The sequence below is a fragment of the Streptomyces boncukensis genome (assembly GCF_011045075.1).
GTDB lineage: Bacteria > Actinomycetota > Actinomycetes > Streptomycetales > Streptomycetaceae > Streptomyces > Streptomyces boncukensis.
Map to the genome: position 1 here is coordinate 1 of NZ_JAAKZZ010000150.1, position 14,900 is coordinate 14,900.

The following is a 14,900-nucleotide window of genomic DNA, read 5'->3' on the forward strand; positions in this document are numbered from 1 at the left end:
GCCTCACCCTCAGCCCCGCCTTCACCGTCTCCCGCACCGACCCGCGCCTGTTCGGCTCCTTCGTCGAGCACCTGGGCCGCTGCGTCTACACCGGCATCTACGAGCCCGGCCATCCCGCCGCCGACCCGGAGGGCCTCCGCACCGACGTCCTCGACCTGATCCGCGAGCTGGGCGTGACCGCCGTTCGCTACCCCGGCGGCAACTTTGTCTCCGGCTACAAGTGGGAGGACGGCACGGGCCCGAAGGAGGCCAGGCCGCGCCGCCTGGATCTGGCCTGGCAGTCCACGGAGACCAACCAGTTCGGCCTGGCCGAGTACGCCGACTTCGTCCGCAAGGTGGGCGGCGAACCGATGCTGGCCGTCAACCTCGGCACCCGGGGGGTGGCCGAGGCCCTCGATCTGCTGGAGTACGCCAACCATCCGTCCGGCACGGCCCTCTCGGACCGCCGGGCGGCGCACGGCGCGAAGGACCCGTACGGCATCCGGCTGTGGTGCCTGGGCAACGAGATGGACGGCCCCTGGCAGACCGGCCACAAGACGGCGGCGGAGTACGGCCGCCTGGCAGCCGAGACGGCCCGCGCGATGCGCCAGCAGGACCCGGACCCCGGCCTGGAACTGGTCGCCTGCGGCAGCTCCGGCCCGGGCATGCCGACCTTCGCGGAGTGGGAGGCGACGGTCCTGGGGGAGTGCTACGACCTCGTGGACCACATCTCGCTGCACGTCTACTACCAGGAGCTGGACGGCGACCGTGACTCCTTCCTCGCCTCGGCGGAGGACATGGACGCGGCCATCCGGAACACCGTGGCCACCTGCGACCACGTGGCGGCCCGCCGCAAGTCGAAGAAGAAGCTCACCCTCTCCTTCGACGAGTGGAACGTCTGGTACCAGAGCCACTACCACCGGGACTTCGCGGAGAACCCGCCCAACTGGGCGGAGGCGCCGCGCCTCCTGGAGGACAGCTACACGGTCACCGACGCGGTGGTGGTCGGCTCCCTCCTGATCACCCTCCTCCGCCACGCGGACCGCGTGGCGGTCGCCTGCCTGGCCCAGCTGGTCAACGTCATAGCCCCGATCATGACGGAGCCCGGCGGCCCGGCGTGGCGCCAGACGACGTTCTACCCGTTCGCCCAGGCGTCCGCGTACGGCCGGGGCACGGTGCTGGACGTACGCCCGGAGTCCCCGGCACACGAGACGGCGCGCTACGGCGAGGTCCCCCTGCTCCACGCGACGGCGGTACGGGACGAGGCGACGGGCGCGGTCACCCTCTTCGCCGTCAACCGCTCCCAGCACGAGGAACTCCCGCTGGAGGCGCGCCTGTACGGCCTGTCCCTGACGGAGGTCGCGGAACACTCCGTGCTCGCGGACGCCGACCCGGAGTCCCGCAACACCCTCACTGCCCCCGACCGCGTCACCCCGCACCTCGCGACGGGCACCACCCTTGACGCCACCGGCACCCTCCGCACGGCGCTGGAGCCGCTGTCCTGGAACGTCATTCGTCTGACCTGACGACACCGGTGCGGACAGCGTCGAGCGGCGGAGGCAGTCTCACGGGAAGGGGAGGCGATGATCGAGGCCGAGCTGAAGGCACGCGTGCGGGAGCGCTGCCGCACCTACGAGCTGCGCGCCAAGGGGCGGGACATGCTCGCCGCCCTCGTACGGGTACCGGAAATCGACGGGACGTTCCTTGAGCCGGAGACCCTGGCCGGAGTCGAGACGGACGTCGGTGACGCGCTCGCCGGCGTCCGCGCGGTACTCGCCGAGACGGGTATCGCGGACGGCGACCTGATCCGCGAGCGTCGGCCGCGATGGTGCCTCCCGCATCGTGACCGCCCTGGCGGGGCGGTCGGGACGCGTGACTCACGCCCCGCATGCCGGGGATTGCACCCGGCAGGTCTCGCGCGCTCAAGCGTCCTCCGGCATGAACGCCCGGGGTTCCTCGCGAGAACGGGCTGAACTCGATCACCCCGTCGCCCACTCCGCCGCGAAGGCGCGGGCCGGGTTGGCGGTCAGGATGGCGCGGGTCGCGTCCGGGCCGAGCTCCCGCTCCAGGCGCGGGCGGATCCGGGTGAGCAGGAAGGGCGGGCCGGGGCCCTCGCCGCCGGCGTCCGCCGAGCGGGCCCGTGCCGTCGTCGTGTCGCCGCCCAGCAGGAGGCGGTCCGTGTGGCCCGCCTCCGCCAGCGTCGTCAGGCAGTCGAACAGGTGCCAGTCCGTGGCGTGGTTCGCCCGCGAGGGGCCGTCGTAGGCGAGGTAGGCGCCGCACTCGGCGGCGCGCAGGTGGGTGCGCAGGTCCGGGGCGCGCCCCAGGTGGCCCAGGAGCACCCGGTGCGGCGGCACGCCGTGCGTGCCGCACAGCAGGTCGAGGATGTCCAGCGCCGCCGTGCCGCCCTCCAGGTGGACGCCGATGGGCGCGCCCGTCGCGCGGTGGGCCAGCGCGGCCGCCGTCAGGGAGCGTTCCGCGTGTGCGTCGAGGCCGTGGAAGCTCCCCGCCACCTTGATCATCCCGGCCCGTACGGGCCCCCGGGTGAGCTCCCGGGTGAAGAGCGCGGCGAGCGCTTCGGCGTCGCGCGGCATCCGGTCCCGCTCCGGCGCGGCGTAGTGCGCGCGCTGGTGGACGCCCGTGGCGGCGATCACATGGACGCCGCTGCGGCGGGAGAGGGCGGGCAGCGCGGCCCGGCCCCGGCCCAGGCCCCACGGCGTCCACTGGGCCACGGCGCCGCCGCCCTCCCCGGCGAAGGCGCGCAGTTCGGCGAGGGCGGCCGCGGGGTCGTCCAGTTCCTGGCCCGGGAGGGAGGCCGAGCGCAGGAAGAGGTGGTCGTGCGCGTCGGTCACGCCGAGCCCGGCGGGCGGGACGTCGCCGCACACGGTGCGTACGGCGGGCGCCGTCACCGCTCGCCCTCCGTCCCGTCCAGTGCCGTGGCCGCGGCGCGCAGCCCGGCCAGCGCCCTGGGCACCCCCGCGTACGGCGCTACGTGGACGAGGACCTCGGCGATCTCCGTGCGTGCCATGCCGATCCGCAGCGAGGTCCGCACATGCCCCGCGAGCTGCGGCTCCACGCCGCCGAGCGCGGTGAGCGCGGCGAGGTTGGCGATCTGCCGGTCGCGCAGCGAGAGCCCCTCGCGCTGGTAGGTGCCGCCGAAGAGCGCGGTGACCACCCAGTCGCCGAAGCCGGGCGCCATCGCCTCCAGGCCGGGGAGGGCCGCCTGCTGGGTGTGTTCGTCCTGGAGCGTGTCGAGGAGGGCGTAGCCCGCCTCGCGGTCGAGGGGCGCGGGGCGCATGCGCGGTGCCATGGCGTGCCGGTCCTTTCGGTGGAGCAGCGCGTAACGCTTGTGGCGTTACGGATGGACTGCCGTGCACCGTAGCACGCGTAACGGACCACGCGTTACGCTCCTGGGGTGACCGAGAACGAGAAGCTCGCCTTCCGCTTCGACTGCGGCGCGACATGGCTGAATCTGCTCGCCACCCGGGGCCGTACGTTCGCCGCGCACCCCGTCGAGCGGCTGGCGACGCCCGCCCGGCTCGACGAGTGGCTCGCCCGCTGCGAGCTGTCGCCGGGCCGGGGCAGCGACGGCGCCGAGGTGGAGCTCGCGCACCGGCTGCGCGAGACGCTGCGGCTGCTCGCGCTCGCCACGGTGGAGGGGCGCCCGCCGCCGGACGGCGCGGTCGCCGATCTGACGGCCTTCCTGGCCGAGTACGAGGACCCGGTCCGGCTGGCGGGCGGGGACCGGCTGACGCGTACGGCGCCGCCCGGCGTCGGCGCGGCGCTGGCCCGGATCGCGCGGCAGGCGGCCGAGCACCTCACCGGCGCGGAGCGGCACGCGCTGAAGGTGTGCCCGGAGGACGACTGCCGGGGCGTGTTCACCGACACCTCGGGGCGGCGCCGCTGGTGCCCGTCCCCGGCCTGCGCGAGCCGGGGGCGGGTGCGCGCCCACCGCGCGCGGCGGGCGCGCTGAGCGGGGCGGCGGCCCTTCCGCCGCCCCGCCGGGGTGCGCGGGTCAGCTCGACTGGGCCGTCTCGTACAGGCCCTCTGCCGCCGCGCCGAAGTACGGGCCGAACATCGTGTCCGGCAGGAAGACGTAGCCGAAGCTGTTGACGGAGGACTGCAGCCCCCGTCCCGTCGACTCGTCGAACGACGCGAACCACGGGCCGCCGCTGGAGCCCGGCGTCATATCGCAGTCCATGCCGTGGTCGTCGGAGAGCAGCGGGTCCTGGAACGTCGTCCCTGAGCAGTGGATCAGCCGCTCGCCGTCGTACGGGTCGGCCGCGGGGAAGCCGAAGGCGTACATGTCCTGGCCGTAGGCGCCGTTGAAGGCCAGGCCCTGGCCGCCGACGACGTCCGTGAGCCGCTGCCCGTCCAGCGGGGCGACGACGGCCGCGCCGACGTCGTAGTTGATGTCCTCGCTCGCCTCCCACTGCGGGGTGGTGAGCGTCTCGCTCGCGCTCCAGCGGCCGTACGGGGCCTGCCCGTCGTGGTAACCGGGCACGAAGACCCAGTCGGTGTGCCAGGAGCCCTGGTACTTCACGCAGTGCCCCGCCGTCAGCACGGTGCTGCCGTTGTCGCTGGTGACCGCGTTGCCGGAGCAGGACGAGGGGTTGCCGTCGAAGGTGAAGAAGACCCGGCCCGAGGTCGTCGCCACCTCGCCGCCGCCGGTCCAGGGGGCGCCCGTCTCCGGGAAGGCGGTGGTGCCGGGCGCGGTGGCGGACGCCGCCGTCGGCTCGACCGTACGGGCCGGGCCCGCCGGGACGGCGCGGCGCTCGTCCGGGCCGGCCGGGAGCAGGTCGAGCGGCTCGGCCTGCCGCATCCGCTCGGGCGTCCAGTAGCCGGCGGCGCCTTCCTGGGCCCCACCCGGCGCGGGGCCGCCGCTGCCGCCGCTCCCGCCTGCACCCCGCCGAGCAGCAGCCCGGCGGCGGCCGCCAGCGCGGCCAGCGGGAGGGAGATCCGTCGCGTTCGTCTCGTGGTGCACCTCGTGTCTGTCACTGGGCTTCCCTTGCGATGTCGGTCCGGAATCGGTCTGACCTGCCCCGCCGCGGCTGCGGCCGGAGCCGCCGGCGGCCGGGGCACGGGGGTCGCCCCCCGGGAAAACGCAGTACACGTACTCCTTCTGGAGGGGACGGACGAGCGGTGCGGATGTCCGCATGGTGCCGGAACGGGGCGGGAGCGCCAGGGCCCGCGTACGCGACGGGACGCAGTTGACCGGATTCCGCCCTTCACCGTTCGCGCCCCTGACGGCGCGTCGGGGCGCGCTCCGGTGCGCGGATCCGGTAGTCCGGATCGTCGAGCGAAGGGAGCCGGAGATGCGGAGTGCCGGGATCGCGGGGCTCGCCGCCCTGCTCGTGGCGGCCGGCGGGGGGATGGCCGGCGGTGGGATGGCAGGCGCGGCCCGCGCCGCCGAGCGGCCGTACGCCGCCCGGGTCGGCGTCGACTGCACCCAGGGCCGGCTCGTGCTCACCCTGGAGAACCGCTCGGCTCGCGCCGCCTCCTTCACCGTGACCGGGCCGGAGCGCGGGCAGCGCGCCGCACCCGAGGTCGCCGCCGGGCGCGCCGCCGCCGTCCGCTGGTCCCTGCCGCCGGGCACCCCGTACGCGCTGCGCGTCAGCGGGCCCGGCGGGTTCCGCGCGGCCGAGCGGGGCCGGGCCGCGTGCGGACTGCGCGCGGGGACGCCGGGGATGAACACCACCCGGCTGTTCACCACCCGCACCGTCTTCCGGGGCATGCTCGCCGACGACGGCGCCGAGCGGCCCGGCACCGCGGCGTCCGTCCGCATCCCCGCGCTGGCCGCCACCAACTCCGGCACCCTGCTCGCCGCCGTCGACGCCCGGGTGGACGGGCCGTCCGACCTGCCCGCCGACATCCAGGTCGGGCTGCGCCGCAGCACCGACGGCGGCGCCACCTGGAGCCCGCCGGAGATCGTCGCGCACGCGGAGAGCACCCGGGACGGCACCGGCGACAGCAGCCTGCTGGTGGACCGCGCCACCGGCCGGGTCTTCCTCTTCTACAACTACGGGCCCCCGGGCACGAACTTCTTCGCGGGCAACACCAAGAGCGGCCGCGTCCTCTACCGGACCAGCGACGACGACGGGCGCACCTGGAGCCCGCCCGTGGACGTCACCCCGGGGGTGAAGGACCCGTCCTGGGCCAAGCTGTTCGCCGCCTCCGGGCACGGCATCCAGACCAGCACCGGGCGGCTCGTCCAGCCCCTCGTCTACCGCGACGAGCGCCGCGCCACCCACGCGGCCAACCTGATCAGCGACGACCACGGGAAGACCTGGCGCACCGGCGCCGCGGCCGGCACCGGCGTCAACGAGTCCAAGCCCGTCCAGCGCGGCGCCACCGGCGCCCTCGCGCAGAACATGCGGCACAACGAGGGCGGCGCCCGCCACTACGCCACATCGCCGGACGGCGCCCGCCCGTTCGGCCCCATGACGCGCTCCGCGCTGCTGGTGGACCCCGGCAACAACGCCGACGAGATCTCCCATCTGCGGCCCGGCCCCGGACTCCCGGGCCTGACCCGCGACGTGCTGTTCAGCAACACCGCCTCCGCCGAGCGCCGCCACGAGCTGACCGTGCGCTACAGCCGCGACGACGGTGCGAGCTGGCCGTACCGCGCCGTCCTCAAGCCGGGCCTCGCGGGCTACTCGGCGCTGGCCGTGCTGCGCGACGGCACGGTGGGCTGCCTGTACGAGGTGGGGGCCACCGGCGGCATCCACTTCTCCCGCTTCCGCGTGGGGTGGCTGGGTGACGAGGCGGCATCCGGCCGTACACACCGGGCGGCGCCGAGCCCCCGCTGAGGGGCCCGGCGCCGCCCGGTGTGTGCCGCCGGCGCTCCGGCGGCGGAGGCGTCAGAAGCGGCGGGTGATCAGGGCCCGCTTGACCTCCTGGATGGCCTTGGTCACCTCGATGCCGCGCGGGCAGGCGTCCGTGCAGTTGAACGTCGTACGGCAGCGCCACACGCCGTCCCGGTCGTTCAGGATCTCCAGCCGCTGCTCGCCGGCCTCGTCGCGGCTGTCGAAGATGAAGCGGTGCGCGCCCACGATCGCCGCCGGGCCGAAGTACTGCCCGTCGTTCCAGAACACCGGGCAGGACGAGGTGCACGCCGCGCACAGGATGCACTTGGTGGTGTCGTCGAAGCGCTCCCGGTCCGCCGCGGACTGCAGCCGCTCGCGGGTCGGCTCGTTCCCGGACGTCACCAGGAACGGCATCACGTCCCGGTACGCCTGGAAGAACGGCTCCATGTCGACCACCAGGTCCTTCAGGACCGCGAGGCCCTTGATGGGCTCCACCGTGATCGGCTTTTCCGGGTTGATGTCCTTCAGCAGCGTCTTGCACGCCAGCCGGTTGCGGCCGTTGATCCGCATCGCGTCCGAGCCGCAGATGCCGTGCGCGCAGGAGCGGCGGAAGGTGAGCGTGCCGTCCTGCTCCCACTTGATCTGGTGCAGCGCGTCGAGCACCCGCTCCTTGGCGTCGATCTTCAGGGTGAAGTCCTGCCAGCTCGACTCCTCCGCGACCTCCGGGTTGAAGCGGCGGATCCGCAGCACCACCGTGATCAGGTGGGTGGCGCTGTTCTCCGCGGAGTCGACCGGACCGGCGGAGTCGTTCTTCTCAAGTGTCGCTGTGCCCATCAGTACTTACGCTCCATCGGCTGGTAGCGGGTCTGGACGACCGGCTTGTAGTCCAGCCGGATCGACTCGGTGCCGTCGTCGCCCACCTCGCGGTACGCCATGGTGTGCCGCATGAAGTTGACGTCGTCGCGGGTGGGGAAGTCCTCGCGGTAGTGCCCGCCGCGGGACTCCTTGCGGGCGAGCGCCGAGACCGCCGTCACCTCGGCCAGGTCGAGCAGGTTGCCCAGCTCCAGGGCCTCCAGCAGATCCGTGTTGAAGCGCTTGCCCTTGTCCTGGACGCTGATGTTGCGGTACCGCTTGCGCAGCTGGCCGATCTCCTCGACGGCCTCCTTCAGCGTCTGCTCCGTGCGGAAGACCATGACGTTCCGGTCCATGGTCTCCTGCAGCGCCTTGCGGATCTCCACCACCCGCTCGTTGCCGGTGGCGTCCCGCAGGTTCTCGATCTCGTCCTCGACGAACTTCGACGGCTCCTCGGGCAGCTCCACGAGGTCCGCCGTCGCCGCGTACTCCGCCGCGGCGATCCCGGCCCGCCGCCCGAAGACGTTGATGTCCAGCAGCGAGTTGGTGCCCAGCCGGTTCGCGCCGTGCACCGAGACGCAGGCCACCTCGCCCGCCGCGTACAGACCGGGGACGGGGTCGGTGTTGCCGGCCAGCACCTCGCCCTCGACGTTGGTGGGGATGCCGCCCATCGCGTAGTGCGCGGTCGGCTGGATCGGCACCGGGTCGGTGTACGGCTCGATGCCCAGGTACGTCCGGGCGAACTCGGTGATGTCCGGCAGCTTGGCGTCCAGCTGCTCCGGCGGCAGATGCGTCAGGTCCAGATAGACGTGGTCCTTGTCGGCGCCGCAGCCGCGGCCCTCGCGGATCTCGGTGTAGATCGCGCGGGAGACCACATCGCGCGAGGCCAGGTCCTTCATGACGGGCGCGTACTTCTCCATGAAGCGCTCGCCGTCCTTGTTGCGCAGGATGCCGCCCTCGCCGCGCGCGCCCTCGGTGAGCAGGATGCCCATCTTCCAGATGCCGGTCGGGTGGAACTGGAAGAACTCCATGTCCTCCAGCGGCAGCCCGCGCCGGAACGCCGCCGCCTGCCCGTCCCCGGTCAGGGTGTGCGCGTTCGAGGTGACCTTGAAGAACTTGCCGTTGCCGCCCGAGGCGAAGACGACCGCCTTGGCGCGGAAGACGTGGATCTCGCCGGTCGCCAGCTCGTACGCCACGACGCCCGCGGTCCGCCGCTGCCCGTCGACCTCGCTGAGCAGCAGGTCGAGCACGTAGAACTCGTTGAAGAACTCCACGCCCTCCTTCACGCAGTTCTGGTACAGCGTCTGGAGGATCATGTGGCCGGTGCGGTCCGCCGCGTAGCAGGAGCGGCGCACCGGGGCCTCGCCGTGGTTGCGGGAGTGCCCGCCGAAGCGGCGCTGGTCGATCCGGCCCTGCGGGGTGCGGTTGAAGGGCAGGCCCATCTTCTCCAGGTCGAGGACCGAGTCGATGGCCTCCTTCGCCAGGATCTCGGCGGCGTCCTGGTCGACCAGGTAGTCACCGCCCTTGATGGTGTCGAAGGTGTGCCACTCCCAGTTGTCCTCCTCGACGTTCGCGAGGGCCGCGGCCATGCCGCCCTGCGCTGCGCCGGTGTGGGAGCGGGTGGGGTAGAGCTTCGTCAGCACGGCGGTGCGGCTGCGCTTCGTCGACTCGATCGCGGCGCGCATCCCGGCGCCGCCGGCACCGACGATGACGGTGTCGTACTTGTGGATCTGCATGGGAGGGAACCTCTTCTCCTTCTCCCGGTCAGCGGATGTTCGGGTCGAAGGTGAAGATCACCAGCGTGCCCAGGAGGACGGTGAAGACGGTGGCGGTGTACAGCAGCATCTTCAGCCAGAAGCGGGTGTTGTCCCGCTCGGCGTAGTCGTTGATGATCGTGCGCAGGCCGTTGGCGCCGTGCAGCATCGCCAGCCAGAGCATCACCAGGTCCCACACCTGCCAGAACGGCGAGGCCCAGCGCCCGGCGACGAACGCGAAGCCGATCTTGCTCACGCCGTCGTCCAGGACGAGCTGGATCAGCAGGTGCGTGATGACCAGCACCACGAGCACGATGCCGGACAGCCGCATGAACAGCCAGCCGTACAGCTCGAAGTTGGTGCGGGTGGCCTTCGGGGTCCGGGCCGTGCGGGCGCGCGGCGGCTCGATCACGGGCGCCGGGTTGTCCACGTCGTACAGGCTGACGTCCGACACGGCGGGGGCGGCGTCCTGCGCCGCGTCCCCGGTCTTGGCGGTCTCGGTCGACATCGCGCATCAGCTCCCGAACAGCTCGCGCAGCGTGTGCTGCAGCACGGGGTAGAAGGCCCCGGCCATGAGGACGATCCAGATGCCCATCACGGTCCACAGCATCTGCTTCTGGTACCTGGCGCCCTTCGACCAGAAGTCCACGGCGACGACCCGCAGGCCGTTCAGCGCGTGGAACAGGATGGCGGCGACGAGGCCGTACTCCATCAGGTTGACGAGCGGAGTCTTGTAGATCGCCACGGTGTCGTCGTACGCCTCGGGCGAGACGCGGACGAGCGCGGTGTCGAGGACGTGTACGAACAGGAAGAAGAAAATGAGGACGCCGGTGACTCGGTGAGCCACCCAGGACCACATTCCTTCCCGGCCGCGGTACAGCGTTCCAGCCGGCACGGAAAAACCCTCCGGGAGCGGATATCGGGGCCAGCCGCCCACTTCGTTCTTCCACAAAAGCACGCACTGGTCGGTCGGGCCCGGCCGGGTACGGTCCACCGGCCATCCGTCATCGTATCGACGGCCTGTCGGCACGCCGGGGCGGGGTGCGCAGGTGTGATCAATCAGCCACGGTTGGCCCAGCGACGCGGCCCGCGACCAGCCGGGCCAGCCGCCCCCGCGCCACCTTCCGCAGCTCGTCGGCGGCCACCGCGCGCTCCTCCTCTTCCTCGTGCCCGAGGCGGACGCGGATCGCGGCGAGCGTCTGGTCGAGCCGCTGACCGGGGGGCCACTCGTCCAGGCACATCACGAACGGGAACCGGAATCTGCTCTCGTACGCCGCCTGCGCCGCGCGCAGCGCGGTGTGCGCCGCGAGCGTCCCCGGCTGCGGCTCCCAGGCCGGGTAGCCGGGCGGATGCGGGGCCGCCTCCGCGGCGAGCGCCTGGGTGAGGTCCTCCGCCGTCAGGTCGTAGCTCGCCTCGTCGGCCGCCGCCAGCAGCGCCTCCAGGTCCGGGTACGGGCGGTGCGCGGCGATCCGCCGCGCCCAGCGTGCGCTGCCGCAGCACCCGAGCAGCGCCTCCTCCGCCACCGCCGGCGGGGAGTCGTTGATCCGCTCCAGCGGCGGGAGAGGGGTGGACGCCTCGCTTCGCTGAGGGGGCAGGGGCATGGGCTCCTCGGGGCCGGACGGACAGTGTGGACGATAGCGGCGATGTGACGTCGGATACACACGTGAGGTAGGAGTCTCGTCACCGTAGCCGTGTGCGCAGGGCGCCGTCGGAGTGATGCTCGTCTTTTCACTCAAAAGGGAACGCTGTGTGATGCATAGCTGACAGGATCGCAGTGAAAGGGCAATACCGTATTCATATGGGACGAAACTGGCCAAGAACGCTCGCTGTGTCCGGTGCGGTGCTGGTCGCCGGGGCCGTGGCGGCGCTCTCGCTGAACGGACTCGGCGGCGACGGCGGGCACGGCGACGGCGGCGACGGCGGCGAAAGCGCGGGCAAACGCCCGACCGCCGGCGACGACCGCGCGCCCGGCGCGTCCCGCACCCCGGGACCCAAGCCCCCGACCGGGCCCGCGCGGCTCGGGCCCGCGCCCGCGAGCATCCCCTCCGTCCGCGACTGGCGCCCGGTGCGCGGCCCCGGCTGGAAGCCGACCCGGGACACCCGGGTCGTCGCGGCCCCGGACGGCCCGCTCGCCGACGAGGCCCGGCTGCTCGCCGGAGAGCTGAAGGTGCCCACGTCCCGGGGCCCGGCCCGCACCGCCGACATCGAGCTGAAGACCTCGGCCAAGGTCCGGGCCGCCTCCCCGGGCGGCCCCGAGGCGTACGTCCTCACCAGCCGCGCCGGGCGGATCACCATCACCGGCGGCTCCGAAGCGGGCGCCTTCTACGGCACCCGCACCCTGCTCCAGACGTACCGCGCCCAGGGCCGTTTCGCCGACGGCACCGTGCGCGACGCGCCGGACCGGCCGCAGCGCGGCTTCTCCCTCGACATCGCCCGCAAGCACTTCAGCGCGGCGTGGATCGAGCGCCGCATCCGCGAGATGGGCGACCTCAAACTGAACCAGCTCCAGCTCCACCTCTCCGACGACCAGGCGTTCCGCATCGAGAGCGAGACCCACCCCGAGGTCGTCTCGACGCCGCACCTGAGCAAGGCGGAGGTGCGGCGGATCGTGCGGCTGGCCGCGTCCCGGCACATCACCGTCATCCCGGAGTTCGACTCGCCGGGCCACCTCGGCGCCGTCCTGCGCGCCCACCCCCAGCTCCAGCTCCGCAGCGCCACGGGGCGCGTCGCGCGCGGCGCCCTGGACATCTCCCGCCCTGCCGCCGCCAAGCTCGTGGACGAGCTGCTGGGCGAGTACACCGACCTGTTCCCCGGCCGGTACTGGCACCTGGGCGGCGACGAGTACCCGGCGCTGCTGACCTCGGACCCGGCCGCCACCTACCCGGGGCTCGCCGCCGCGGCCCGCGCCCGGCACGGCTCCGCCGCCGGCATCCAGGACCTCGCCACGGCCTGGCTCAACGACCGGGCCGCGACCGTGCGCAAGCACGGCAAGATCCCGCAGGTCTGGAACGACGGCATGCACAGCGGCGGCGTCGTGCGGCCCTCGCGGGGGCGCGAGGTCGCCTACTGGACGGGCAAGGAGTACGGGGCCAGAAAGCCGGAGGAGTATCTGAGGGAGGGCTGGAAGGTCCTCAACCTCAACGACGAGTACCTGTACTACGTCCTCGGCCAGCCGAACGACTTCACCTACCCCACGGGCCGGCGGATCTACGAGCAGTGGACGCCCGCCGTACTGCGCGGCACCAGCCCGGTGCCCGCGAAGTGGGCGGGCCCGGACCGCATCCCGGGGGCGCGGTTCGCGGTCTGGGGCGACCTGGCGGGGGCCCAGACCACCGAGCAGGTGGCCCGCGGCATCCGGATGCCGCTGCGGGCGATGGCGCAGAAGGTGTGGGACCCGGAGCGGCCGAAGCGGAGCTGGGGGGACTTCACGAAGCTGGCCGGCGAGGTGTCGTAGCCCGCCGCGGCTCGCCGGGGCGCGCCGACGGCGACCTCTTCGTGACCGGCACCACCCGTTCCCCTGGAGCGCCTGGTCAGAGGGTGGAAAACGCGAAGACGGCCGAGGTCGCCACCCCTGGGGGCTAAGTGGTCACTTGACCCTCTGACCAGGTAAAGCAACGCTGGTTCGGGACACGGCCAGTCTCGTGCGCTGCGGGCCGTGTCCTGCCGGTTCTCAGTGCTTCCGGGCGCTGTTGGTCATCCGTTGGTCACGTGAGCACGGAGCAACTCCTCCGGGCACAGGCATGCCACGGCCCCGGTTCGAGCCGGGGCCGTGATCTCTAGGGGCTCAGGACAGGCGGCCGTCCTTCAGCGCGGATGTGAAAGCGGCCCAGGCGGATGGAGACACCTCATGGGCTCCCAGCTCAGGCCCCTTGCTGTCTCGGAAGGCAACCGAGCCTTCTGACGTCATCTGCGTCTCAACGCAAGCATTATCGGTGCTTCCGCTGTAGGAGCTCTTCTTCCAAATGGGAGGGAGGTCGTGTCGCATGCTCATCTCTCAGTCACTCACGTAAAGGTTCTGCGCGATGGCGCGGATCAGTTCCTTGGACTTGCCGGTCCCAAGCGCTTGGTCTTTGAGGAGATCAGCGGATCGCCGGAACGGCTCGACGTCGTCATCGTCCTCCAGGACCAGCCTGCCTTGCAGGTACTCAACCAGGGCGACATCCATCGCGCTAGGTTCTGTGTACGAGAACAGGCAGAAGCTCCCTGCCACCGATTCATGAACTCCACAATCGTATGGCAGAACCTGAATGTTCACATACGGAGCGTTGCTCATCTTTACGAGCTTGTCTAGCTGTTCCTTCATGACCTTGGGCCCGCCGACGACACGATGAAGCGCCGCCTCATCGAGCACGAAGAAAGCTCGGGGCCCGTCCTGCTTGTGAAACACCTCCTGCCTCTGCATCCGAACGGCAACCGCTTCTTCGGCAGTGCCTTCGCCGCTGACGGGGAAGCTGCGAATCATCGCGTCTGCGTACTCAGGCGTTTGAAGTAGGCCGGGAAGCGTCACCTGGCGATGCTCGAAGATGACACGTGCTGACTCCTCCAGGGAGATGAGTTCTTGGAGCTTCGGCGGGATGAGGTCCCCTTGTTTCATCCACCAGCCACGATGACGTTGTTGCTTCCGAAGCCGTTCCAGGGCCTTGCCATAGTCACTCCCAGCCTGCACGCCGCACGCGGAGAGCCAGATGGACAGCTCCAGCGAGCTAACGACGGCCTTGCCGTCCTCAATGCGGGAAATGCGGGAGATGTCGCAGCGCAACTCCTCGGCCATCCGTTTGCGCGGAAGCTCGGCAGCCTTACGGATCTTGAGCAGTTCCATAGCCAGCCGCCTCTTCCGGGCGGTGGCCAGCAGCTTGCTCATGAGGTTCCTCCTTCTGGCTACACCCACTGCGGTGTCCACATGGTCTCACCCCGCAACAGGCGCGTTGAGCGGGCCTCCGAGAGCATGAACTTACACATGTGCTAGTTCATGGGTTGCGAGTTGGCGGTGTGTGGGTCCATGCTGTTGGTCGTCGCCACGCAGCGTGCGTCAGCCGCTTCGTGGTGTAACAAGATCGTCAACGGCTGTGTAAGACCGTGCTGTTGACGGGCTCGGCCTCGCTCGCGGGCAGGTGGTGAGTGCTCCCCGCGACGCGAGGCCGAGTACACCCCCCTCGCGTCCTGGAGTGCCTGATGCCTGTGATGCCGCTCTTCAAGTCGATCTCTGACCGGGTAGCACGATGGGCCAGACATGGCGGTAGCGAGGGGACTCTGACGGACGGTCATGTCTCACGTGTGACTGCCAACGCAGTCGCGACGGCGGCTGCTGAGACTGGGTGTCCTCAGGCTCCTGCGAGTGACGCGGTCCGACAGGGCTGTTGGGCCTGGGGGACCTGCCTCCTCTTCGGCTACCGGGATCATTCGCAGTGCTCCGTCCTTCAGGGCGGGGGTGAAGCGAATCTTCAGCCCGCTCTTACCTCGGCTGTGGGCACGGATCTGCCCTGGTGACCCGCGCCCACGGCGATGGTCAGGC

15 protein-coding genes are annotated in these 14,900 nt (G+C 71.7%); 5 read left to right on the top strand and 10 right to left on the bottom strand.

Features of this window, described 5'->3' with window-relative positions; translation table 11 throughout:
* Window positions 1-1,505 (top strand): arabinosylfuranosidase ArfA (gene arfA / locus G5C65_RS16340; RefSeq protein ID WP_165299574.1); only part of this gene is annotated, 1,505 nt, incomplete at its 5' end.
* A 57-nt stretch (window positions 1,506-1,562) separates the two neighbouring features.
* Window positions 1,563-1,952: a hypothetical protein gene (locus G5C65_RS16345; RefSeq protein WP_165299575.1), complete on the top strand. Its 390-nt coding sequence runs from the start codon at window positions 1,563-1,565 to the stop codon at window positions 1,950-1,952.
* Between the two features lie 6 nt (window positions 1,953-1,958).
* On the opposite strand, the gene G5C65_RS16350 is transcribed toward G5C65_RS16345, so the two are convergent.
* Window positions 1,959-2,885 (bottom strand): phosphotriesterase family protein, encoded by a 927-nt coding sequence (locus G5C65_RS16350; RefSeq protein ID WP_165299576.1) that lies wholly within the window; start codon window positions 2,883-2,885, stop codon window positions 1,959-1,961.
* A complete protein-coding gene (locus G5C65_RS16355) occupies window positions 2,882-3,286 on the bottom strand; it encodes a carboxymuconolactone decarboxylase family protein (protein ID WP_206441871.1) in 405 nt (134 codons plus the stop codon). Before G5C65_RS16355 ends, G5C65_RS16350 begins: the two co-directional genes overlap by 4 nt.
* Before the next feature lie 105 nt (window positions 3,287-3,391).
* Between G5C65_RS16355 and G5C65_RS16360 the strand changes: the two genes are divergently transcribed.
* Entirely contained in the window at window positions 3,392-3,949 is a 558-nt protein-coding gene (locus tag G5C65_RS16360; RefSeq protein ID WP_165299577.1) for an ABATE domain-containing protein, read from the top strand.
* 42 nt (window positions 3,950-3,991) lie between these two features.
* Here the strand turns inward: G5C65_RS16360 and G5C65_RS16365 are convergent, their stop codons facing one another.
* Window positions 3,992-4,798 carry a trypsin-like serine peptidase gene (locus tag G5C65_RS16365; RefSeq protein WP_420903323.1) on the bottom strand — a complete coding sequence of 269 codons (807 nt, stop codon included), beginning with the start codon at window positions 4,796-4,798 and terminating at the stop codon, window positions 3,992-3,994.
* A 493-nt stretch (window positions 4,799-5,291) separates the two neighbouring features.
* On the opposite strand from G5C65_RS16365, the gene G5C65_RS16370 reads away from it, so the two are divergent.
* Window positions 5,292-6,785, top strand: coding sequence for a sialidase family protein (locus G5C65_RS16370; protein ID WP_165299578.1), 1,494 nt, complete (start codon window positions 5,292-5,294; stop codon window positions 6,783-6,785).
* A 51-nt stretch (window positions 6,786-6,836) separates the two neighbouring features.
* Here the strand turns inward: G5C65_RS16370 and G5C65_RS16375 are convergent, their stop codons facing one another.
* The 5 genes from G5C65_RS16375 to G5C65_RS16395 form a co-directional block, all read right to left on the bottom strand.
* Window positions 6,837-7,616: a succinate dehydrogenase iron-sulfur subunit gene (locus G5C65_RS16375; RefSeq protein ID WP_165299579.1), complete on the bottom strand. Its 780-nt coding sequence runs from the start codon at window positions 7,614-7,616 to the stop codon at window positions 6,837-6,839.
* Window positions 7,616-9,370 (bottom strand): succinate dehydrogenase flavoprotein subunit, encoded by a 1,755-nt coding sequence (gene sdhA, locus G5C65_RS16380; protein ID WP_165299580.1) that lies wholly within the window; start codon window positions 9,368-9,370, stop codon window positions 7,616-7,618. Before sdhA ends, G5C65_RS16375 begins: the two co-directional genes overlap by 1 nt.
* A gap of 28 nt (window positions 9,371-9,398) precedes the next feature.
* Window positions 9,399-9,896 (bottom strand): succinate dehydrogenase hydrophobic membrane anchor subunit, encoded by a 498-nt coding sequence (locus G5C65_RS16385; protein WP_165299581.1) that lies wholly within the window; start codon window positions 9,894-9,896, stop codon window positions 9,399-9,401.
* A gap of 6 nt (window positions 9,897-9,902) precedes the next feature.
* A complete protein-coding gene (gene sdhC / locus G5C65_RS16390) occupies window positions 9,903-10,283 on the bottom strand; it encodes a succinate dehydrogenase, cytochrome b556 subunit (RefSeq protein WP_165299582.1) in 381 nt (126 codons plus the stop codon).
* A gap of 160 nt (window positions 10,284-10,443) precedes the next feature.
* Window positions 10,444-10,989, bottom strand: coding sequence for a 2-oxo-4-hydroxy-4-carboxy-5-ureidoimidazoline decarboxylase (locus tag G5C65_RS16395; RefSeq protein ID WP_165299583.1), 546 nt, complete (start codon window positions 10,987-10,989; stop codon window positions 10,444-10,446).
* Window positions 10,990-11,186: 197 nt separating this feature from the next.
* On the opposite strand from G5C65_RS16395, the gene G5C65_RS16400 reads away from it, so the two are divergent.
* A complete protein-coding gene (locus G5C65_RS16400; RefSeq protein ID WP_165299584.1) occupies window positions 11,187-12,842 on the top strand; it encodes a beta-N-acetylhexosaminidase in 1,656 nt (551 codons plus the stop codon).
* Window positions 12,843-13,172: 330 nt separating this feature from the next.
* Here G5C65_RS16400 and G5C65_RS40140 read toward each other — a convergent pair whose 3' ends face one another.
* Both G5C65_RS40140 and G5C65_RS16410 read right to left on the bottom strand, forming a co-directional pair.
* Window positions 13,173-13,379 (bottom strand): DUF397 domain-containing protein, encoded by a 207-nt coding sequence (locus G5C65_RS40140; protein ID WP_338146441.1) that lies wholly within the window; start codon window positions 13,377-13,379, stop codon window positions 13,173-13,175.
* Window positions 13,380-13,382: 3 nt separating this feature from the next.
* Entirely contained in the window at window positions 13,383-14,249 is an 867-nt protein-coding gene (locus tag G5C65_RS16410) for a helix-turn-helix domain-containing protein (RefSeq protein ID WP_165299586.1), read from the bottom strand.
* Window positions 14,250-14,900: the final 651 nt, after the last annotated feature.

Bases quoted from the DNA above. Each gene is read 5' to 3' on its own strand.
- G5C65_RS16345 (WP_165299575.1), top strand. From the start codon at position 1,563: ATGATCGAGGCCGAGCTGAAGGCACGCGTGCGGGAGCGCTGCCGCACC.
- G5C65_RS16355 (WP_206441871.1), bottom strand. From the start codon at position 3,286: ATGGCACCGCGCATGCGCCCCGCGCCCCTCGACCGCGAGGCGGGCTAC.
- G5C65_RS16365 (WP_420903323.1), bottom strand. From the start codon at position 4,798: ATGCGGCAGGCCGAGCCGCTCGACCTGCTCCCGGCCGGCCCGGACGAG.
- G5C65_RS16370 (WP_165299578.1), top strand. From the start codon at position 5,292: ATGCGGAGTGCCGGGATCGCGGGGCTCGCCGCCCTGCTCGTGGCGGCC.
- G5C65_RS16375 (WP_165299579.1), bottom strand. From the start codon at position 7,616: ATGGGCACAGCGACACTTGAGAAGAACGACTCCGCCGGTCCGGTCGAC.
- sdhA (WP_165299580.1), bottom strand. From the start codon at position 9,370: ATGCAGATCCACAAGTACGACACCGTCATCGTCGGTGCCGGCGGCGCC.
- G5C65_RS16385 (WP_165299581.1), bottom strand. From the start codon at position 9,896: ATGTCGACCGAGACCGCCAAGACCGGGGACGCGGCGCAGGACGCCGCC.
- G5C65_RS16395 (WP_165299583.1), bottom strand. From the start codon at position 10,989: ATGCCCCTGCCCCCTCAGCGAAGCGAGGCGTCCACCCCTCTCCCGCCG.
- G5C65_RS16400 (WP_165299584.1), top strand. From the start codon at position 11,187: ATGGGACGAAACTGGCCAAGAACGCTCGCTGTGTCCGGTGCGGTGCTG.
- G5C65_RS40140 (WP_338146441.1), bottom strand. From the start codon at position 13,379: ATGAGCATGCGACACGACCTCCCTCCCATTTGGAAGAAGAGCTCCTAC.
- G5C65_RS16410 (WP_165299586.1), bottom strand. From the start codon at position 14,249: ATGAGCAAGCTGCTGGCCACCGCCCGGAAGAGGCGGCTGGCTATGGAA.